Raw genomic sequence first — 20,898 nt, forward strand, 5'->3', positions numbered from 1 at the left:
GCAGCAGCGTGTCTTCCATCGTCATTGCGTAAACCTCCGTTATCAACTGAATTGCAACGAAGGTTACGCAGCGCCAGGCTTGATGGCAGCTTATTAGTTGGCAATAATGGTTGACATGGAAAACGAAGAGCACGCAAAGAAGCGCCTTGGTCGCTACTACATCCCCATCTGGGAAGGATGCGACCCCACCGTTTCTCAGTCCATCAAAGATTTCCGCGAACGTTGGAAGCCATACTCCACGTCTTCGCGACGCTACCCCATCGGGCGACTGATCCAGGAAGTGATCGATCCTGCTGTAGCCGCCTACATGGCAACCCTTCCCGTACGTTACTCGGGCTATGTCCCCGGCGCTGGCACGGGTGTGGGCTTCAGCGCGATCATTGGACTGGTAGGACTTGATGCGATGGTTCGCGTGCAGCGCCAGTTGCTACGCCAGTTCATCAAAACGGAAGACCGACAGACGCCAAGGGATCATCGCTTTACCGCGACCCTCGAAGCCTTGATCGAACTGGTTTGCTGCTGTGCCAGCAAACGCCCGCAAACGTCTGCCCCCGCTCAGGGCGTCAGTCTCAATGCGCAACGGAAACACGGCTTCTGCGACTTCTGCGGAGAGCTGACGGAGTTTTCCGCGTTCATGGCCAAGGTTGCGGAACAGCAGGTCAACGATGCGGAGCTTGAGAATCGCAAGAAGCTTGAACTTAGTCACCAGTATTGCGAGGGGCATCGACCCAAGCTAACGAATGGCGAATGGAACCCCGCATACAGACAGGCGAAGCGATCACTCGCACAGTTTGAACTTGAGCTAGCCAGGCTCAGCCAGCAATGCGCGAAGCCGGCAACACCGCAAGTGAAATCGGGCGATCAACTCGTTGACGGCTACTTCTTCCACTATGTCATGCGCCAGACGTTGCAACCTGCAGACAAGGCGGAACTGCGCAACCAGGCGCGGCTGATGGTGGACTCGAAGCTATCCGATCGCAAGAAGCAGATCTTGATGCTCCAGTGGTCTGGACTCAATCAGTCGGAGATTGCGCGAAGGTTGGGCATCGAGCGCCAAGCGGTATCGAAGGCGCTGGCATCAATCCCCGCAATGTTTCACTTGAAGAAGAAGCGCCCCATCCGCTGATTTCTTTTGGTGTCAACTAAAAGGGTCAATCATTAGGCCGAATCGATCCGCATTGACAGGCACCATCAGGCACATATTCGCAAGTGACTGAAGAGGCCAGGGGATGCAGGCAACCACAAGTAAGACACTCATCAACCGGAAGAAGCTACTGGCGATGATCCCGCTGTCTGAGCGAACGATCTTCAACATGGAACAGCGCGGGGAGTTCCCGCGCCGGATCGCACTCACCAGCCGAAACGTCGCCTGGGACTTGGCAGAAATCGAGGAATGGATCGAGGCACGCAAGTCATCGGGCACGCAGGCCATGCGACCCGGCTTCACCCCGTCGGTCGCAGCCACCGCTTTTTAGCCGCTAAAACGCCGCGCCCCTCAAGTGTCAATGACAGCCGAGGCCAAGATCGCCGTTCTGGAGGCGCTGCCTACCTGCCCTCCTCTGACTTAAGCCTTCGGCCGCTTGAGCGTCCATTCGTCGATCATGTCCGCCCAGTCCTGCAACATCGCCGTCCGCTGCTCGCGGTACTCGGCCTTGTTGTAGACGGCCCTGACGCCTCTCTGTTCGTGCGCCAGGCACTTCTCGATCCAGTCCGTGTTGTAGCCAGCCTCGTGCAATAACGTGCTGGCCGTGCGCCGCAAGTCATGCGGCCCGAACTTGGCGAGCGGCTTTCCCTCCTTCTGCGCCAGCCGATACGTCAGCGTCAGCACCTGGTTGAGCGTGGCGCTGCTCATGGGTAGGTCCGAGTCGTACCGCGACGGCAGCACGTAGTCCGATCCACCGGCGAAGGTTTTCAGGGCAATGAAGATGTCCAGCGCCTGGCGGGACAGAAACACCAGGTGCGGATTGCGCCGCTTCATCCGCTCCTTCGGGATCGTCCAAAGCGCGTCGCTGAAATTGATCTCGCTCCAGGTCGCGTTGGTCAGCTCGCTCTTGCGCACCATCGTCAACAGCAGCAGCTTGGCCGCCGCCCGAATGGATGGCGCTGTGCCAATGCGCTCCATGTACTGGTACATCAGGCCGATCTCGTCGGGCGTCAGCGCACGGTCGCGCGGCTCGAATTTGGCGATGGACGTTGGACGCACCAGCTCCGCCGGGTTCTCGACCTTCTGGCCACGCTCAATGGCCCAGCGATAGACCTGCATCACCACCTCGCGGACATGCACTGCCGTTGCCGGCGCGCCGCGCTCCACGATGGCATCGGTCAGTGCCCGCAAGTCCTCGTGGGTAATCTCGACCAGCTTCTGATTGCCGAATTTCGGCTTCAAGTCGCGCTCGTAGACTGAGCGGCGCATGTCGCGGGTGGAGTCGGCCATCTGGTAGCCGCGCAGCCACTTTTCCGCCCAGGCCCCGAATGTCTCCGCGTCCTTGACGCGGGCCTTATCCCGCGCCTTCTCCTTGGCCGGTGACTTCCCGGCCGCGACCATCTTCTTGGCCTCGCCCAACCGCTCGCGGGCTTCCGCCAGGGTGATGCCGCCGACACCGTAGCGGCCGAAGGTGATGGTCTCCTGCCTACCGTGGATCGAGTAGTTGTAGCGGAATGAGATCGCTCCGGCGGCCGTCACGGCTACATAGAGGCCGTCACGGTCATTCACCTTGTAGAGCTTGTCCTTCGGTTTGAGGTTACGCAGCTTGGTATCGGTCAGCATGGTTCTCGCCCTGATTCAGCTCAAATACCATGATCCGAAAATCGGTCTATCCTGGCGTAAAACAACAATAAAATCATTGTGTTACGCCATATCAATACCATGAACATCCGCAAGGTGGCTGCATGGTATCTGCGACTTCTCATGGCACAGAAGCATTCAATGCCATCCATCATGCCATGAAGAATCGGTGCTTGGCGATGCCAAATGTTGCCAGGCAGTGCCGAACAAAATCACAAAAAAGCCCGCAGTGACGCGGGCTTAGGTGTGTTCTCGTGCCACTAGATGCCAGCCAGTGCCAGACGCCCGATCACTCCCACTCGATCGTTCCTGGCGGCTTGGAGGTGACGTCGTAGACCACGCGGTTGACGCCGCGCACCTCGTTGATGATCCGCGTCGCCGCGCGGCCCAGGAAGCTCATGTCGAACGGATAGAAATCCGCCGTCATGCCGTCCACGCTCGTTACGGCGCGCAAGGCCAGCACGTGATCGTAGGTGCGCCCGTCGCCCATCACGCCGACCGTACGCACCGGCAACAGCACGGCGAACGCCTGCCAGATCGCATCGTAGAGCCCGGCGTTGCGGATCTCGTCGAGGTAGATCGCATCGGCCTTCCGCAGGATGTCGAGCTTCTCGACCGTGATGTCGCCCGGGATGCGGATCGCGAGGCCAGGCCCCGGGAACGGATGGCGCCCGACGAAGGCATCCGGCAGCCCGAGCTCGCGCCCAAGCGCACGCACCTCGTCCTTAAAGAGCTCGCGCAGCGGCTCCACGAGCTTCATGTTCATGCGCTCGGGCAGTCCGCCGACGTTGTGATGCGACTTGATGGTGACCGACGGGCCGCCGCTGAACGACACGCTCTCGATCACGTCCGGATAGAGCGTTCCCTGCGCCAGGAAATCCGCGCCGCCGATCTTGCCCGCTTCCGCCTCGAACACGTCGATGAAATGCTTGCCGATGATCTTGCGCTTCTGCTCGGGATCCGAAACCCCTGCCAGCGCATCGAGGAACAGCCGCGCTGCGTCCACATGCACGAGCGGGATGTTGTAGTGGTCACGGAAGAGACCGACCACCTGCTCGGCCTCCCCGAGCCGCATCAGCCCGTGGTCCACGAACACGCAGGTCAGCTGATCGCCGACCGCCTCATGGATGAGCACGGCCGCCACCGCGCTGTCGACGCCGCCCGAGAGCCCGCAGATCACGCGGCCGGTGCCGACCTGCTTGCGGATGCGCTCCACCATCTCGCGGCGGTACGCCGCCATGGTCCAGTCCGGCTTGAGGCCGGCGATACGGTGCACGAAATTGGCGATCAGCCTGCCACCGTCCGGCGTGTGCACGACCTCGGGGTGGAACTGGACGGCATAGAACCGCCGCGCCTCATCGGCGACGGCGGCGAAGGGCGCGTTCTCGCTCGTCGCGATGACGCGAAAGCCGGACGGAAGCCGCGTCACGCGGTCGCCGTGGCTCATCCACACCTGATGGCGCTCGCCTTTGGCCCACACGCCTTCGAACAGCGGGCTCTCCTCGGCGACCGCAAGAACGGCTCGTCCGAACTCGCGATGGTGCCCGCTCTCGACCTTGCCGCCGAGTTGCTCGGCCATGGTCTGCTGCCCATAGCAGATGCCGAGCACCGGAATGCCCTGAGCGAACACGGCCGCGGGCGCGCGCGGGCTTCCCGCTTCCGGCACCGATGACGGCCCGCCCGACAGGATGACGGCGGCAGGCTTGAGCGTCGCGAACGCGGCATCCGCATTCTGGAACGGGTGGATCTCGCAATAGACGCCCGCCTCACGCACGCGCCGCGCGATGAGCTGCGTCACCTGGCTTCCGAAATCGATGATGAGGACAGTCGCGGACATGGGGGATGGATCGCTCCCGAGGACGGGGACAGAGAGGGTCCCGGTCGGCAAAATGGGGGTAGACCACCCCGCCGGGCGAGCGTCAAGCCGGCGTCCGCGGCAGCGGCCCACAGGCGGAGACGGCGCGGGCACGAGGGTGGGATCCCTCGGTATCCGACGGACCAAGCTTTAGGCAATTCCTTCACCAGTGACCGGCAAACTCGCCCCATGCTGGTGCAAGAGAGAGCCGTCCACATCCCCGGCGCGCCTGCCGCTGAGGCGGCGGAAAGCCGAAAAACACGTGCCGTCGCAAAGCTTCCCCTCCGCGAGCCGCCGTTCGCCCGGGCCACGAGGTGGGCGCTCGGCGCCGCTTACGCTTTGCAGCCGCAACGCATCGCCAGCCTGCCGGCCCTCATGCTCTGGAGCACGCTCGAACTCCTGAAAGGCAGGACCGAGGTTCCTGACCCGGCCCGGACCCGGTCCATCCCCGACACGTTCGGCGGCGTCGTACGCGCGCTGACGCCCGAAACCTATCTTGCGGGCCTGCGCATCGGCTTCTTTCCGTGGGCCCATTGCGGGCCCCTCAAATGGTGGACGCGCAGGGAGCGCATGGTGCTGTTCCTGCCGGAGCGCCACACGAGCCGCCGCGTGAGGCGCTTGCGCGCATCGGGCCGGTATCGCGTTACCTTCGACACCGCGTTCGACGAGGTGGTTTTGAGGTGCAGCGCACCGCGGGCCTACAACTGGCACACGCTCACCTGGCTCACGCCGCGTTTCATGCACCTCTTTTCCAGGCTTCACCGTCAGGGCCATGCCCACTCGTTCGAGGTCTGGAACGCGCGCGGCGAATTGGTCGGCGGCGGCTTCGGCGTCGCCATCGGACGCGTCTTCGTCGGCGAATCCATGTTCAGCAACGAGACCGACACCTCGAAGCTCGCCGCGGCCGTGCTTTACGATCACCTCGAGCAGTGGGGATTCGCGCTCGTCGACGCGCGCGACTGGACGCCGGTGCTGGAGAAGACCGGCTACCGCCGCATCCCGCGCGCGGACTACGAGCAGGTCTTGCGCGATCACGCAGGCGCACCGGACCGCCCCGGGCCCTGGAAGGCCGAGCCAGTAACGAACCCCTAACCACGTCGCCGAAAACCGCACCCGACCCGCGCGGCCGGTTACGGTCCAACCACGCAAACTTGATACGGACGTAGTTTCACATACGCGATACGGCGGGACCGCAATCGACATGCTCGCGCAGGAGAAACACGCCGCATTGCCCACGCCGGGGGCATTAGCCGCGCCGAAGGCGTTCCGCGAGGACGCGGGCCCAAGCGAGAGCCTGAGCGCCTGGATGCAACGATGGGTCCTCGGAACGGCCTATGCGCTCCATCCGAGCCGCATCGCCGACTGTCCCTCGCTCATCGCCCATACGCTCGCCGACATGGCCCGCGGCGGCACGCGCGTGCCCGATCCGGGACGGACGTGGGCGCGCCCCGACACCTTCGCCGGCGTCTGCCGCGACATCTCTCCGGAGACGTTTCTTGCCGCCGTACGCCTGGGCTTCTTTCCGTGGAGCCACTGCGGGCCGCTCAAGTGGTGGACGCGAAAGAAGCGCATGGTGCTGTTCCTCGGCGAGCACAAGCTCGAGAAGCGCACTCTGAGGGAGATGCGGAAGAACGCCTACACCGTCACCTTCGACACCGCGTTCGGCGAGGTGATGCGCGCCTGCGCCGGCCCGCGCAGCTACAATTGGCACGCGCTGACCTGGATCACGCCGCTGATGCAGCGCCTCTACGCCGGCCTCCACCGCCTGAACCACGCGCACTCCTTCGAGATCTGGAACGCCGAGGGCCGGCTCGTCGGCGGCGGCTTCGGCATCTCCGTCGGACGCATCTTCCTGTCGGACTCGCTCTTCAGCCGCGAGCGCGACGTGTCGAAGATGGCAAGCGCGGCGCTCTACTTCCATCTCGCCAAATGGGGCTACGTGCTCTGCGACGGCCGCGATTTCACACCCATGATGGACGCGATGGGCTTCCGCGAGATCACCCGCGCCGAGTACGAGGCGCTCCTCGCCGAGCACGCCCACGCTGGCGGCCACCCGCTCCCGTGGACCGTCGAAGCCGATCTCGCCACCGTCGCGGCGTGGGTCACGGGTCTCAAGCACACCGGCAACGCCGTGGAAACCACGAAGACCAGGCGAGAGCCCGACGTCCGCATGCCGCAGAAGACGGCGGGAGACGCTACGCGCCCCGCCTGAAGCTTGCGACGAAGAAGCCGTCCGTCCCGTGCGAGGCCGGCGTCAGGAGCAGGGTCTCGGCCGACCCGTCGGCCGAAGCCGGCGCCTCGCCACCGATCACCGCCGGCCAAGTCTCCCCGAAGGGAATGACGCCGAACTCGGGAAACGTCTCGCAAAACCACGCCACCTGGTCCGTGTTCTCCTCGGGCAGCACCGAGCACGTGACGTAGGTGAGACGCCCGCCGGGCTTCACCAGCGCCGCCGCCTCTCCCAGAACCTCGCGCTGCTCGCGTTGCCGCGCCGCCAGGGCCTCGGGCTTCAGCCGCCACTTGGCGTCCGGCTTGCGCCGCCACGTCCCCGAGCCCGTGCAGGGGACATCGGCGAGCACCACGTCAAAGCGCGGCCCCAACGCGTCGCGGGCCGCCCGGTTGCCGCCCTCGAGCACCTGCACATTGCGCGCGCCCGCACGCTGCAAGCGCTCGAAGATCGGCCGCAGTTGGCCCTTGTCGCTGTCGTAAGCGTAGATCTGTCCGCTGTTTCCCATCGCGGCGGCGAGCGCCAGCGTCTTGCCGCCGGCCCCCGCGCAGAGATCGAGCACCTGCTGGCGCGGCCCCGCGCCCGAAAGCGCCGCAGCGATCTGGCTGCCCTCGTCCTGCACCTCGAACCAGCCTTTGCCGTGCGCCGCCTCGGCTTCCACATGCGGGCTCTTGGCCGCTCCCACCGGGGCCGGAATACGCACGCCGAGCGGCGCGAGCGCCGTCGGCACGGCGCCGAGCCCCGCGAGGGCGGAGAGCACCTTGTCCCGCGTTGCCTTGAGCGCGTTCACGCGCAGGTCGACAGGCGCCCGCTCCGCCATAGCGCGGCACTCCACGACGGCCCGCTCACCGAAGGCGTGCTGAAAGGACGGCATGACCCAGTCCGGAATGTCGGCGACGACATGCGCCGCCGCGTCCGCCGGAACGCCTGCCGCGAGACGGCTCTGCTCCTCGTCGCTCAACGGCGCGGGGGCATGGCGGCTGCCGTCGCACGCCGCGATCACGTCCGCAACGGAAAGGCCGAGCGCGCGCGGCGCGGCCGCGATCGCGAGGGAGCGCGGCGCATCGCTCGCCATCTGCGCGCCAAGCGACAACCGCCGGCGCAGCACGTCATAGACAAGAGTGCCGATCGCCGCCCGGTCGCCGGAGCCCGCGAAGCGATGCCGCTTGCCCCAATCCTGCAGCGCCGCCGCTGCCGGCTGATGGCGCGCGAACATGTCCTCGAGCACCTCGGCCGCGGCTTGGATGCGCCCACCCGGTCTCACATCTCGATCCTAGCTCGCTCTCAGACGGCGCCCGGATAGTTCGGGCTCTCGCGCGTGATGAGCACGCCGTGCGGATGGCTTTCGCGCATGCTGGCGGGCGAGATGCGCACGAACTTGGCCGTGTTGCGCAGGTCCTCGAGCGTCTTGGCGCCCGTATAGCCCATGCCCGCGCGAAGCCCGCCCACGAGCTGGTTCAGGACGCCTTCGACCGGCCCTTTGTAGGGCACCTGCCCCTCGATGCCCTCAGGAACGAGCTTCAGCGTATCCTTCACCTCCTGCTGGAAGTAGCGGTCGGCCGAGCCGCGCGCCATCGCGCCGATCGACCCCATGCCGCGGTACGCCTTGTAGGTGCGGCCCTGATAAAGATAGGTCTCGCCCGGTGCCTCGTCGGTGCCCGCGAGCAGCGAGCCGATCATCACGCAGTCGGCACCCGCTGCGAGCGCCTTCACGATATCGCCCGAGTAGCGGATGCCGCCGTCGGCGATGACGGGAACGTCGTGCTTGTGGGCTTCGTCCGCGCAATCCATGACGGCCGTGAGTTGCGGCACGCCGACGCCCGCCACGATGCGCGTCGTGCAGATCGAGCCGGGCCCGATGCCGACCTTGATCGAATCGGCGCCCGCTTCGATGAGCGCCCGCGTCGCGTCCGCCGTTGCGACGTTGCCCGCCACCACCTGCACCGCATTCGACATCTTTTTGACGCGCGTCACTGCCTCGAGCACGCTCCGCGAATGGCCGTGCGCCGTGTCGACCACGATCAGGTCGCAGCCCGCTTCGAGCAGCTTCTCCGTCCGCTCCCAGCCGTCCTTGCCGACGGTGGTCGCGGCCGCCACGCGGAGCCGCCCCTCGGGATCCTTGCAGGCGTTGGGATGCTTCTGGGCCTTCTCGATGTCCTTGACAGTGATCAGGCCGATGCAGTGATAGGCCTCGTCGACCACCAGCAGCTTCTCGATGCGGTTCTGGTGCAGGAGCCGCTTCGCCTCCTCCCGGCTGACGTCGCGCGTGACCGTGATCAGGCGCTCCTTGGTCATGAGCTCGGCGACCGGCTGGCGAAGATTGGTCGCGAACCGCACGTCGCGGTTGGTGAGGATGCCGACCAGGCGGCCCTTGGACTGGCCCGCCTCGGGCGCATCGACCACAGGGATGCCCGAAATGGAATGCTGGGCCATCAGCTTCAGCGCCTCGTCGAGCGTCGCCGCCGGCTGGATGGTGACGGGATTGAGAACGATCCCCGCCTCGTACTTCTTGACCATGGCCGCATGGCGCGCCTGCTCCTCGGGGAGGAGATTACGGTGCAGCACGCCTATTCCGCCTTCCTGCGCCACCGCGATGGCGAGGCGGCCCTCCGTCACCGTGTCCATGGCCGAGGACAGGATCGGGATGTTGAGGGAGATGGAGCGTGTAACCCGGCTCGCCACCGAGACCTGACTTGGCAGGACTTCCGACGCGGCCGGCACCAGGAGCACGTCATCGAATGTCAATGCTAGACCCAAATCGCGATCGATTGGGCGTTTAGCCATGGTTCTCTCCTTGGGCGGGGCGTGACACGGAGGGCGCGCAGCGGCCGCGAAACGAGGGAGCCGGCGCGAATGTCGGATGCCCTATAGCACCGGCCGAAAGGGAGGGGAAGGGAGGCCCTGCGGTCGAGCGGCCGGCGGACCCCGCCCCGGCGGCCCGGCACCGCCCCGGGCGCCATCGCTTCTCGCAGTAGCACATCAGATCCTTTGATGGCGTGCACGGAAAATTCAATTAGACCTCGGGCGTTTATCGCGTTAGGAAGACGCGTCCGAAGTGCTCCAAAGGCACGGACTAAGGAGGAAAAAAATGAAAATTTGGACGAAGCCCGCCGTACGCGAGCAGGAAGTTGGCCTCGAGGTGACGAGCTACCTCCCGGCAGAGATCGACATCATCTGATCGGTGGTGAAGAAGGGCTCGTGCACTGACGAGCTCAAGAGACGGCGGTCGAGCAAGCGGCCGCCGTTACTGTTTTTGGGCGCCCTCGCGCCTGCAGCGTCCATATCTGTCCGCATATGGACCCATGCGTCGATCACGATTGAAGTCGATCAGGCGCGCCCTTTGAAACCGGTCGCAAGCACGTAGAGCTCGGCGCTGTCGGACCGGCTTGCCGGCGGCTTGATATGGCGCACGGTCTGGAAGTGCTGCTTCAGGAAGTCGAGCAGATCGCGCTCCGTGCCGCCCTGGAACACCTTGCACAGGAAGGCCCCGCCCGTCGCCAGCACGTCGCCCGCGAAATGCGCCGCGGCCTCCGCCAGCATCATGATCCTGAGATGATCGGTCCGGGCGTGCCCAACGGTCGGCGCCGCCATGTCCGAGAGCACCACGTCGGCCGCCCCGTCGCGAAGCCTGGCCTTGAGCCAGTCCTCGGCGCCGTCCTCCATGAAGTCGAGCCGCGCCGAAACGACCCCCGCGAGCGGCTCCATATCGAGAATGTCGATCGCCACCACCTGGCCGCGCCCGCCGACGGACTGCACGCGCTCGGCTGCGATCTGGCTCCAGCCTCCCGGCGCCGCCCCGAGATCGACGACGCGCGCACCCGGCTTCAGGAACCGGTGCTTATCGTCGATCTCGATCAGCTTATAGGCGGCCCGCGACCGATAGCCCGCGCGCTTGGCGGCGGTCACATAGGGATCGTTGAGTTGACGCTCGAGCCAGCGTTGCGACGAGGGCGTGCGGCTGCGCGCCGTCTTGAGGCGCACGTTGAGCTCGCGCTGTCCGCCCGCCGATCCGAGCGCGCCGCCCGAGCCCTTTGTCTTGGACCCGCGGCCCGATTTTCCTTTCATGCGCATGGGAGCCTCAACCGGAGCGCGGACGGCGCCGGCGCCGCCGTCCCGTGCGATAGACGCCATCCTCGGTCATGAGCGTCGCGAGGATGCCTTCGCGCAAGCCGCGGTCGGCCACGCGCAAGCGCTCGGCCGGCAACATCCGGAGAATGGCCTCGAGGATCGCGCACCCCGCCAGCACCAGATCCGCTCTTTCCTGGCCGATGCACGGTTCCGCCACGCGTTCCACATAGGAGCGGCCGAGCAAGGCGTAGGTCACCTTCTGGATCTCGTCGATCGCGAGCCAGCACCCGTCGACGCGCGCGCGGTCATAGCGTTTGAGGCCGAGATGGATGCCGGCGACCGTGGTCACCGTGCCCGAGGTGCCGAGCAGATGCATGTTTCCGCCGTTGGCGCGCTCGCGCAGGCCGTGCACTGCCTCCCATGGCCGGATGAGCTCCGTCACGTAGGCCACCATCTGCTCGAAGCTCTCGCCCGTCACATGATGCCCGCCGAACCGCTCGGCGAGCGTCACGACGCCGACGGGAAGCGACGTCCAGGCCGAGATGTGCGACGTGCTCCCCGTTCGGCCGCCGCCGTTGAGATCAGGACCGTTTGCGTATTTCGGAAGGTCGAGCCAGATCAGCTCCGACGACCCGCCACCGATATCGAACACGAGCACGTGGCTGGCGCGGTAGTCGATCAGCGACGCGCACCCGGAGACGGCAAGACTGGCTTCGGTCTCCCGGTCGAGCATCTCGAGCTTCAGCCCGACCTCGTGCTCGACGCGCCCCAGGAAATCGCGCCCGTTGCTCGCCACCCGGCACGCCTCGGTCGCGACACAGCGGACGCGGACGGCATCGTTCCGGGCGATCTTTGCGGCACAGACTTTGAGGGCCTCGATCGTCCGCCGCATGGCCGCATCCGACAGCCGGCCCGTCTGCGAAACGCCCTCGCCGAGGCGGATGATGCGCGAGAACGCATCAACCACGCGGAAGCCGCGCCGCGAGGGCTGGGCGAGCAGGAGACGGCAGTTGTTGGTTCCGAGGTCGAGCGCGCCGTAGATCTGGCCACCATCGCCGCCAGCACGATGTCGGCCGCGGAAGGGCGGCCGTTGGGAAAGAGCCCCTGCTTCGGTCCGCACCGGGCCCGCCTGAGGGGCGCTCGGGTGCAGAGTGCGAGAGGGAGCGCCCGCGCGCTCGTCGTCCGTAGCTTCCGACACGTCTTTTTCCCCAGTGCCTGGATCCAGGGAGGCGCCATCGCTAGCGGCTCGCCCTCTCGTCAGGCCATGATCTGGCTGCATCTGGAAACACTGTAGCAGGCGATATTGGCCCGTAAAGCAAAAGGCGGATCCATCGGCCGATGTTGCGGGAAAAACGGCGCCGGACATCGGCACTGCGGAGCTTCGCTTCGCATCCCTTCTCCGCTGGTTGCCTGCGGCCGCCCCCGGTCCCCGGCCGGCCCCTGCCTCCATGCGGCAGAGACGGCGATCTTCGGCGCCAGGGCTGTCCCTGCCGCACGCTACCCCGCCATCCTTGCACAGTTGGGAGCGAGCTGTTATACGGCCCCACCCGGCGCACCGGAACGGGCTCTGCGGCGGATCTCATCCATCTGACACCGCAAGCTCGAAGGCCGCCGCGATCCCGGCTTTGGGGGATCGTCTAATGGTAGGACTGCAGACTCTGACTCTGCCTGTCTAGGTTCGAATCCTAGTCCCCCAGCCAACAAAATCAATGAGTTAGCAAACAAGCCTGATCGGTTTTTCGACAACTCGACGGAAAGCTTTTCGACAAGGCCTAAAGCCCCTGCCCTCACGCCGGTGTGAGGGCAGCGCGCAAAAATTTTTTGTCGCAGGATCTACTCGATGTGATCTTGCTCCGCCGCTGAGCTTTACTTTCTCAGCCGCTGCTTCTGACTCTGTGCAAATGAGCGATCGGCACTGCCTGCCGCCAAACGCTCCGCAAATCGATCGACCGCCCTCACGCTAGCTCGGCGCCGCAAGCACCCGTAAGCTCGCAGGATGAGCGGGGAACACCACCGATTCGAGAAGAAGTCGCTGCGCAAGGTCACCGGTCAGTCGACGGCCTGGACCGAGCTTGCCGAGTGCTGCGTGGCGTTTGCCACCGCTATCGGCGGCACGTTGGTCATCGGGATCGAGGACGGCGCCGACCTCCCTCCGCCGGCGCAAAGAATACCCAGCGATCTTCCGGCAACAGTGACGCGTCGGATGCGCGAGCTGACCGTCAACGTCACCGCTCATGCAACGGTATGCCGTGCGGAGAACGGCGGCGAATACATCGAAGTTCACGTGCCGCGCTCGCCTTCCGTGCCGTCAACTTCCAGCGGCAAATACTACGTGCGCGAAGGAGACAGGAACCGCGCCATCGCAGGCGATGACATTCTGAGGCTCACCAAGGACCGCACGACGGTATCATGGGAGACGCTGACGTCTGCGCGCGTACCGCGCACACAGCCGGACCCAGCGAAGCTTGCCGCCTTTGCGGCACGTATCCGCGCATCTGACCGCGTGAAGGATTCCGTCAAGGAGAAATCCGAGGACGAGTTGCTGGATCACTATGGCTTTGCGGATGGCGAATGGCTAACCAACCTCGGCGTCCTGTGCATAGGCCGCCGGAATGATCGCACCGCTCTCGGTACGGCACCAGTCGTGCAGTTCATCAAGTTCGACGACCGCGACGCCAAGCTGAATAAGCTGGTCTGGGACGACTACAGCCTGTCACCAATAGAGTTGGTGGACGCGGTGTGGAGCGAGGTTCCCGACTTCCGAGAAAGCTACGAGTTGCCCGACGGGATGTTCCGCAAGCAGGTGCCAGCCTATGACGAGAAGGTCGTGCGCGAGCTATTGGTCAATGCACTGGTGCATCGACCCTATACCCAGCACGGCGACATCTTCCTTAACTCGTACCCGGATCGCCTCGAGGTGGTGAACCCGGGCCCACTCCCGATCGGCGTGACGCCGGCGACAGTTCTCCACGCCACCGCACGACGAAACGAGAACCTCGCCAGGGTATTCCATGACCTGAAGCTGATGGATCGCGAAGGCTCGGGGTTCGACACGATGTATCAGGTGCTGTTGGCACAAGGCCGCGGCGTCCCGCATCTGCGTGAACGCCATGACCGTGTCGAAGTCGTCGTCGGGCGCCGCATTCTCAAGCCGGAGGTGATTGATATGCTGGAGAAGGCGAACCTCACCTTTCAACTCCGCCAGCGCGAGATGATCTGCCTCGGCCTGCTTGCCCAATCCGAGCATCTTACGGCGCGTCAGCTTGTAGAGACGCTGATGCTCGACGACGCCGATCAGCTTCGGCCCTGGCTCGGACGGCTGCAAGACCTCAAGCTCGTCGAGTCGAGCGGACGCACCAAAGCGACCAAGTACTTCGTCGTGCCGGATGTGATGCGCATCCTCGAAGCATCCGCTACGACGACGCTCGGGCGGATCGAACCGCATCGCCTGGAAGCGTTGATCCTGGAGGACTTGAGACGGTATCCCCTGTCGTCTGCTTCGGAGGTCAATCAGCGCATCGGCGCTGAGATCGACAAGTTCAGGCTCAAGCGCGCAATCGATGCGCTTATCAAGAGCGGCAAGATCGCCGCGGAGGGTGAGCGGCGGTGGCGCCGCTACAAGCTACCGTCTTAAGCCTATCAAGCAAAATCGCGGCCTATCTGTGCAAGCTGCTTGATAGATCGCTCGATAGAGAAGCATAACCCATTGATATAAACTGATCTTACTATCAATCAAATCCGTTCACGACGCTCGATAAGCACCTCGTTACAGCCCGCCAAATCGGCATCTCAAAGCTCCGTGCTCGGCGGCCTATCCCGCTCGCAGCGCTCGATTGCGACGGAGCGCAAACACCGCTGAGCATCCACTCAATTCCCGTCCACGCGTTCATCCGACATGAGCTCGGCGACAACCGAGCCGGGAAGTGCGTCAGCGACATAGCGGAAAGTGCCCGATGTCCTCACTTCCTCGGCCGCTCGCATCAATGCGCCGAGCGCAGCCCGTGCGAACGATCCGCCTACACTGATCCGGCGCACTCCCGCATCCGACAACTCCGCAACCGAGTAGGTCGGCCCTCTGAGGCCCATTACCACATTCACAGGCTTATCCACGGCACGGCATACGGCTTTGATGGCATCAATGTCGGGAAGCCCCGGCGTATAGAGCACATCTGCCCCGGCTTCGGAAAAGGCTTGCAGGCGCCTAATCGTATCGTCGAGATCAGGGCGTCCCCAAAGATAGTTCTCGGCTCTGGCCGTCAGCACAAACGGTAAACCGCGCACAGCCTTCGAAGCTGTCCTGATGCGTTCAATTGCCTGAGATATGTCGAAAATCGGCGCATCAGGATCACCCGTGGCGTCTTCGATAGAGCCGCCAACCAGACCGATAGTGCACGCCATGCGGACGGTTTCCGCGCAGGCATCGGGCGTTGACCCAAAACCATTTCCAAGATCGGCAGAAACAGGAAGATGCGTCGCGCTAACAATTTCAGCGGCATTTTCGAGTATAGAGCGCCGACTAAGACCTGGCAGCGTGTCTCGCTTACCCTTCGAAAACGCATATCCGGCACTTGTCGTCGCAAGAGCGTCGAAACCCAAACTAGTCAGAAGTCGAGCCGATCCGGCATCCCACGGGTTGGGTATGACGAACGCTTTGTCGCTCTTGTGCAATGACTTCAAGCGTTCGTATTTTTTCTGCTGATCCGACATCAACTCCTCCTATGCTTCTGCGGGGCGCGCGGCTCAGGGCTCAACGCCACGACGGCGGCCGATAGAATGAGAGCGAACCCGAACCAATCGGCCTGGGTTGGTTGTTCATTGAGCAGCAGGGTCGAAATTGCGACACCGAAGACTGGAACGTGGAACGAGAAGAGTGCCGAGGCCGGCCGTGCTAGCGGGAAGACGTTGGAGCGTGCGGAACCAAAGCGGGTAGGCAATGGCCGTTCCAACAATGGCGCCGTAACCCAAGCCCTACATTGGAAGTGTGCCCATCGGAGTCCACGCCGCATGGCTTTCAAAGAGGGCACCGATCGCGGAGGCTATTGCGCCCGCCAGAAGCTGCCACACCGCCATGGCAAACGGATGCGCGGTGACGCGCGCCCATTTAAGATACACGACGGCGATGGCCCAGCTGACAGCTGCTCCTAAGGCCGCGAGCACCCCGAGCGAAACGTCTGCCCGGACCAATGGCCAGAGCAGGATTGACAGTCCGGCGCAACATAAGGTCAGCGACGCGACACGCGAAACAGTCAGGGGTTCCTTCAGAACTACCCGGCTGAGCAAGACGGCCCAAATCGGCATGGTATAAGTGCATATAGCTGCGCGGCCGGTCGAGGTGTGCAGCACCGCGATCGCCGACAGTGCTCCAAACCCCGCACAACCGAAAAGGCCCGAAATAGCCAGATGCAAGCGGTCGCTTGCCCTGTCGACACGAAGACTGGCGCCAGCCAGTACCGCCACCAGCATGAGGAGAACGGCGCCAGCCGTGTAGGAGACGGTTCGGAAGGTCCATGGGGAGAACGCCTCCAAAGCGAATTTGGTGGCGGCGAAATTCCCACCCCACACGAACCCAACGACAAGCAAGGCCGCCTTAGCAGCGAAGTTGCCGTGCGCATCTGAGTCTTCGGGGGTGTAGGTGCTCACGGCTGAAGGGTTAATTTCGTCAATTGGGTGCCCGAGCTGTCAAAATTCTCCGGCCTCAACCAGTTTTCATAACCCGCCCGCAATCGGGGCCAATCTCTATCGATGATAGAGAACCACGCCGTGTCCCTGTTGAGACCCTTCACCACCATATGTTGGCGGAACAGGCCTTCGAATTTGAAGCCGAAGCGTTCGGCTGCGCGCTTGGAAGGCAAATTGAGATCGTTGCACTTCCATTCAAAGCGGCGGTATCCAAGTCCGAACGCGTAGTCAGCGAAGAGAAATAGTGCCTCGGTTGCGATACGTGTGCGCGCAATCGCTGGCCCCCACATTATGTGGCCGATCTCGATCACGCCGTTGCCAGCATCGATCCGCATGAAAGACTGACGGCCCTCCGCCCGTCCAGTACGCTTGTCGACGACAGCGAAAAACAACGGATCGCTGTTCGCAGCGGCCCTAGTCGACCATTGATGAAGCTCCTCGAAGTCAGCCGGCGGGACTTCCGCGAGATATCTGAAACGATCGTCTGCACCGGGCGCGATTGCTGCTTCGAACAATGTCTGCGCATGCCGTTCTGCGTTGAGCGGCTCCAGTCGCACAAATGCACCCTCGAGCACCTTTCGCTCTGGCCTCGGCGCAGATTGCCAATCGGCCAAACTCACTTCGACGCTGTCTCCAGCGGCGGCCGATAGATGTGCGAGACCGTTGAGTAGCGATGATGGTAACGAAGTCGGTGACATGACTTTGATGAGTCTCCGAAGGTACAACGCGAAAAACACGCCTTGACATGATATCAACTAATGGCCTGATTAATCCTGCCACTTCCGGAGAAGGTGCCAGACCATTTGTTTAAGCACTCGCAATTGGAATCCGTAAAGGCGTGGGTCGCCAACCCAGCACATGGAGCGATGCCGCTTCATGCGCGAATACAGCGAGCCATCCGGCAACTGATCCTCGATGGGGCGCTCGGCGCCGGTAAACCGCTGCCCGGTTCCCGCGCGTTCGCAAAATCACTGGGAGTGTCCCGTGATACAATCGAAACCGCCTATGCGCAGCTCCATGCAGAGGGGTTCATTGAACGGCGCATTGGCAGCGGTAGCTTCGTCGCAGATATAACCGAGTTCGCCACTGGCCAACGGCGCTCTAGACGCGATGCATCACTGCGTAGGCAGTCACCCAAGCTAAGCAAGCGCGGAACCGTGATGTTTCAAGGTGGCGGCGTGGGGGGCATATTTTCGCCTCATCCATTTACGCAGGGCGTTCCTGAAACGCGCACCTTCCCGCTTCAGCTATGGGAACGTCTTGAGCGGCAAGTATTGAAGGAGGCCGGCACGCAAGCGCTTCTGCACAGCGACCCACAAGGGGTTGAGTCGCTGAGACGGGCGATAGCCGATTATGTGAATCTAGAACGCGGAGCCAGAGCAACGGCAGAGCGCGTGCTGGTCCTTACGAGTTCACAGCAAGCAATGGCTCTCTGCGCGAACATGCTGCTGGATTCCGGTGATCGTATCTTCATTGAAGACCCCGCCTATCACGGTGCACGTAAAGCATTCGAAGCTGCTGGCCTGGAATGCGTGCCGGTCCGTGTCGACCACCAGGGCATCATGGTGGAACAGATTATGGGTGATGCGCGCCGCGCGAAGGCCGTCTCACTCACGCCATCGCATCAATTCCCGACCGGCGCAAAACTGGCGCTGGATCGTCGTCTGGCATTGATTGAATGGGCCGTCGAACATCAGACTTGGATCATCGAAGACGATTACGATAGCGAGTTCCATTATGCTGGCAAGCCCACCGCTTGCGTACAAGGGCTCGATCCGCACAACCGCACGATCTACATTGGGACATTCACCAAATCACTCTTTCCCGGCTTGCGCATCGGCTACGTCGTGCTGCCACCCCAACTGGTAAAACCCATGACCGTCGCGCGTACGCTGCTCGATGGGCATACCGCCTCGATTGCGCAATTGACGCTGGCCCGGTTCATGGAGGGTGGACATTTCGGGGCACACGTTCGAGCCATGCGGGGCCTTTATGCAGAACGGCTCGAAGTGCTAGCCAGCCTAGTCGGCAAGCATCTTTCGGGATTCATCGAGCCTCGCATTCCCGTCGGCGGTCTACAAATGCCGTGCATACTAACATGCGACCTGTCCGAGCGTGCCGTTATCGATGGGGCGCGCCGTGAAGGCATAGATCTCACGGGCTTGTCGGCGCTCTACGCAGCAGGCGGCGGTAAACCAGGATTTCTGCTGGGCTTCGCAGCGTATACACCGGCCGAACTTGAGGCTGCAGTCAAGAAGCTCGCGCACATCCTTCGATCGATGGCTAGAAAGAAAACCCGCTGACCATTGGGTACAATGGTCTGACCGAGGCTACCCAAGTGGTAGGCCGAACCAGATCCTGCTCATGATAGGATTCATCAATGGGCGCACACTTCTAGTGCAACGGATGATCTTGCCCAATTTTTAAATTCAACAGCAACCGGTGATCGTCGCTTGCGATCTCCAACATCGCTTCGGACGATGGGATATACGCTATGGGACGTGCCGGACTAGCAGTGTTTTTCGTTTATGTGACAGGGCTAGCAGCCGGCGGAAACGCTTCGGCGCTTGAGCCTGGAGAATATGAAGTCCAAATGAGCCTCACGTTGCCACACGTCGAGGCTGCCGCGGTCCTAAAGACCACAAAGATCTGCATAACAGACGGCGGCACGCATGGCTTGATAGTGTTGAGCGATAACAACGAGCTTGCGCGGTGCCCAGCATCAAACATCCGAGAGAGTGGAAATGAACTGACATTCGATCTCGTATGTGAGGGACACAATCGAGCAGTCGCATGGGCTAAGTATCGGCTCTCACCTGATGGCTTCATCGGGACGGTCGACATGAAGATGGGCCACAAGAACATGACATTGACGGAACGCCAGAGGGGAAAGCGCATCGGTGTTTGCAGTGAAACGCCGCACTCCTAACCCAAAACCAACGAGCTAAAACAGGCGCTCTCACGCCCATAGTGGTCTGATCGACTCTTCCCGAGTGGATGGATCACGCGCATCATACGCGGACTATCAAGAGCAATAGCGGTCGTCTTTTAACAGGCACCGTCGTCACTAGCATCGTACCCATGCTTGTAAAATGCAGGTAAAAGCTATGCTTAGATATGCTCTCGTGCTTGTCCCCATGTTGATCACACCCAAGCTGCTTCCCGCTGCTGAGTTGGGTTCCAATTCCAATCCTCTATCCTTTGGCAAGGACCAGACGATCGTCGATGTTGAAAAGGTCGTTTGGTCGCCGCTCGAAGTTGAGGGAATGCCGAAAGGCGCGGAGATCGCAGTGCTTCGGGGTGACCTCTCAAAGGGCGAGGCCGAGGCGTTGCTACGATTTGCTCCCGGCTACAAAGTACCCAACCACAGCCATACCTCCGACGAGCTCTACATGTGGATCAGTGGTGCTTTCACGCTAATTGCCCATGACGGAACGCGAACCCAATTCAATGGGCCCACCTACATTAGTTTTCCTGGTAATGCACCGCCACACGGACTTGAATGCGGCCCGGCAGCTTCTTGCATATTGTACCTGAAGCTCTCTCGCCCTTTCGATATCCAGTATTTTCCTGAACCTCCGCCGAAAAGATAGGTCTCCCCTCGCAGGGCCGCTTGGGTTTAGCGGCCCTGACCTTTTTCGAGAGGCCAAGATGAATTCTCCTACTCCCTTGGCGGCGACGATCCTTGTCGTGCTGTCTTTTCAGTCCGCATCGTGGGCCACAGGCTTTGTTCATGTGCTGAAGCCCGGCCTCTATAGAATAGATGTCATCGCGGAGGACGTCCCAACTGGACGTCAGACGACCGTCCGCCAGGTTGAACGCTGCCTTGAACCACAAGCCATCGCCGCGCACGGCACTTTCGAGATGCTGAGCGCTTCACCCGCCTCGTCCTGTCCGAAGTACGAAATCTGCGCCGGCGAAACTCGTACCGGCTTCATGGCGCAGTGTGCTCCTGACATACCCCTTTCAGCGGTTGGAATGTTCGCATTGGAGCCGGAAAGCTTTCGCGGCCGCATCGAGGTGACGGACGGAGACGGCAATCTGGTTGACATAGAAATCCAGTACGGCGAGCGCGTTGGTGATTGCAGCGCGGCCACGACTTCAGGGCCGATGAAAAGATAATTTGTCCAATAGAGTCAGGCCTATTTGGGACCAACGACAGGAATTGAAGGCGATCACGACAGTCCGCAATGTCTGAGAAGACACGTCACCTCGGACTTCACGGATTCAATCAACACTCAGTTCCTGCCGGCTAATAGAGCGCGTTGCTGAACCATTGAGCAG

19 protein-coding genes and 1 tRNA gene are annotated in these 20,898 nt (G+C 62.6%); 11 read left to right on the forward strand and 9 right to left on the reverse strand.

The features are described from left to right. Window positions 1–115 precede the first annotated feature (115 nt). Both V7082_RS05560 and V7082_RS05565 read left to right on the forward strand, forming a co-directional pair. On the forward strand, window positions 116–1,126 hold the full coding sequence (locus V7082_RS05560) for a LuxR family transcriptional regulator (protein WP_334146628.1): 1,011 nt from the start codon (window positions 116–118) through the stop codon (window positions 1,124–1,126). 103 nt (window positions 1,127–1,229) lie between these two features. Next, the gene (locus tag V7082_RS05565) at window positions 1,230–1,475 is read left to right on the forward strand and encodes a helix-turn-helix transcriptional regulator (RefSeq protein ID WP_026437060.1); all 246 of its coding nucleotides are present in this window, start codon (window positions 1,230–1,232) and stop codon (window positions 1,473–1,475) included. A gap of 89 nt (window positions 1,476–1,564) precedes the next feature. Here V7082_RS05565 and V7082_RS05570 read toward each other — a convergent pair whose 3' ends face one another. Both V7082_RS05570 and guaA read right to left on the reverse strand, forming a co-directional pair. Beyond that, window positions 1,565–2,767 carry a tyrosine-type recombinase/integrase gene (locus V7082_RS05570; RefSeq protein WP_101516787.1) on the reverse strand — a complete coding sequence of 401 codons (1,203 nt, stop codon included), beginning with the start codon at window positions 2,765–2,767 and terminating at the stop codon, window positions 1,565–1,567. A 307-nt stretch (window positions 2,768–3,074) separates the two neighbouring features. Next, a complete protein-coding gene (guaA, locus tag V7082_RS05575; RefSeq protein WP_334146629.1) occupies window positions 3,075–4,622 on the reverse strand; it encodes a glutamine-hydrolyzing GMP synthase in 1,548 nt (515 codons plus the stop codon). 207 nt (window positions 4,623–4,829) lie between these two features. Here guaA and V7082_RS05580 point away from each other — a divergent pair, with 207 nt between their 5' ends. Together V7082_RS05580 and V7082_RS05585 are read left to right on the forward strand one after the other, a co-directional pair. Beyond that, window positions 4,830–5,732 (forward strand): leucyl/phenylalanyl-tRNA--protein transferase, encoded by a 903-nt coding sequence (locus tag V7082_RS05580; RefSeq protein WP_334146630.1) that lies wholly within the window; start codon window positions 4,830–4,832, stop codon window positions 5,730–5,732. Window positions 5,733–5,841: 109 nt separating this feature from the next. Then, the gene (locus V7082_RS05585) at window positions 5,842–6,852 is read left to right on the forward strand and encodes a leucyl/phenylalanyl-tRNA--protein transferase (protein WP_334146631.1); all 1,011 of its coding nucleotides are present in this window, start codon (window positions 5,842–5,844) and stop codon (window positions 6,850–6,852) included. On the opposite strand, the gene V7082_RS05590 is transcribed toward V7082_RS05585, so the two are convergent. Next, window positions 6,836–8,131: an RsmB/NOP family class I SAM-dependent RNA methyltransferase gene (locus tag V7082_RS05590; protein ID WP_334146632.1), complete on the reverse strand. Its 1,296-nt coding sequence runs from the start codon at window positions 8,129–8,131 to the stop codon at window positions 6,836–6,838. The two genes, V7082_RS05585 and V7082_RS05590, sit on opposite strands and share 17 nt — an antisense overlap. Before the next feature lie 20 nt (window positions 8,132–8,151). Then, on the reverse strand, window positions 8,152–9,651 hold the full coding sequence (gene guaB, locus V7082_RS05595; RefSeq protein ID WP_334146633.1) for an IMP dehydrogenase: 1,500 nt from the start codon (window positions 9,649–9,651) through the stop codon (window positions 8,152–8,154). Between the two features lie 304 nt (window positions 9,652–9,955). On the opposite strand from guaB, the gene pqqA reads away from it, so the two are divergent. Then, entirely contained in the window at window positions 9,956–10,045 is a 90-nt protein-coding gene (gene pqqA / locus V7082_RS05600; protein WP_291176319.1) for a pyrroloquinoline quinone precursor peptide PqqA, read from the forward strand. A gap of 149 nt (window positions 10,046–10,194) precedes the next feature. Here pqqA and V7082_RS05605 read toward each other — a convergent pair whose 3' ends face one another. Together V7082_RS05605 and V7082_RS05610 are read right to left on the reverse strand one after the other, a co-directional pair. Then, the gene (locus V7082_RS05605; RefSeq protein WP_334146724.1) at window positions 10,195–10,932 is read right to left on the reverse strand and encodes an RlmE family RNA methyltransferase; all 738 of its coding nucleotides are present in this window, start codon (window positions 10,930–10,932) and stop codon (window positions 10,195–10,197) included. Window positions 10,933–10,945: 13 nt separating this feature from the next. Then, window positions 10,946–12,133, reverse strand: coding sequence for a Ppx/GppA phosphatase family protein (locus V7082_RS05610; protein WP_334146634.1), 1,188 nt, complete (start codon window positions 12,131–12,133; stop codon window positions 10,946–10,948). Window positions 12,134–12,561: 428 nt separating this feature from the next. On the opposite strand from V7082_RS05610, the gene V7082_RS05615 reads away from it, so the two are divergent. Beyond that, window positions 12,562–12,635, forward strand: a tRNA-Gln gene (locus V7082_RS05615). A 296-nt stretch (window positions 12,636–12,931) separates the two neighbouring features. Beyond that, window positions 12,932–14,569, forward strand: coding sequence for an ATP-binding protein (locus V7082_RS05620; protein WP_334146635.1), 1,638 nt, complete (start codon window positions 12,932–12,934; stop codon window positions 14,567–14,569). A 233-nt stretch (window positions 14,570–14,802) separates the two neighbouring features. Here V7082_RS05620 and V7082_RS05625 read toward each other — a convergent pair whose 3' ends face one another. From V7082_RS05625 to V7082_RS05635, 3 genes are all read right to left on the reverse strand, one after another. After that, window positions 14,803–15,642 (reverse strand): isocitrate lyase/PEP mutase family protein, encoded by an 840-nt coding sequence (locus tag V7082_RS05625; protein ID WP_334146636.1) that lies wholly within the window; start codon window positions 15,640–15,642, stop codon window positions 14,803–14,805. Between the two features lie 261 nt (window positions 15,643–15,903). Next, window positions 15,904–16,575 (reverse strand): DMT family transporter, encoded by a 672-nt coding sequence (locus V7082_RS05630; protein WP_334146637.1) that lies wholly within the window; start codon window positions 16,573–16,575, stop codon window positions 15,904–15,906. Next, complete coding sequence (locus V7082_RS05635) at window positions 16,572–17,189, reverse strand: GNAT family N-acetyltransferase (RefSeq protein ID WP_442909757.1); 618 nt, start codon at window positions 17,187–17,189, stop codon at window positions 16,572–16,574. The genes V7082_RS05630 and V7082_RS05635 overlap by 4 nt, the downstream gene beginning before the upstream one ends. Window positions 17,190–17,417: 228 nt before the next feature. Here V7082_RS05635 and pdxR point away from each other — a divergent pair, with 228 nt between their 5' ends. The 4 genes from pdxR (at window position 17,418) to V7082_RS05655 (ending at window position 20,736) form a co-directional block, all read left to right on the forward strand. Continuing rightward, window positions 17,418–18,917, forward strand: coding sequence for a MocR-like pyridoxine biosynthesis transcription factor PdxR (gene pdxR, locus V7082_RS05640; protein ID WP_334146638.1), 1,500 nt, complete (start codon window positions 17,418–17,420; stop codon window positions 18,915–18,917). A gap of 191 nt (window positions 18,918–19,108) precedes the next feature. Further along, on the forward strand, window positions 19,109–19,543 hold the full coding sequence (locus V7082_RS05645) for a DUF3617 domain-containing protein (protein WP_334146639.1): 435 nt from the start codon (window positions 19,109–19,111) through the stop codon (window positions 19,541–19,543). 208 nt (window positions 19,544–19,751) lie between these two features. Beyond that, window positions 19,752–20,207 (forward strand): cupin domain-containing protein, encoded by a 456-nt coding sequence (locus V7082_RS05650; RefSeq protein ID WP_334146640.1) that lies wholly within the window; start codon window positions 19,752–19,754, stop codon window positions 20,205–20,207. Between the two features lie 58 nt (window positions 20,208–20,265). Next, window positions 20,266–20,736, forward strand: a complete 471-nt coding sequence (locus V7082_RS05655; protein WP_334146641.1) for a hypothetical protein — start codon at window positions 20,266–20,268, stop codon at window positions 20,734–20,736. Window positions 20,737–20,898: the final 162 nt, after the last annotated feature.

The sequence above is a fragment of the Hyphomicrobium sp. genome, from assembly GCF_036833075.1.
Lineage (GTDB): Bacteria > Pseudomonadota > Alphaproteobacteria > Rhizobiales > Hyphomicrobiaceae > Hyphomicrobium_C.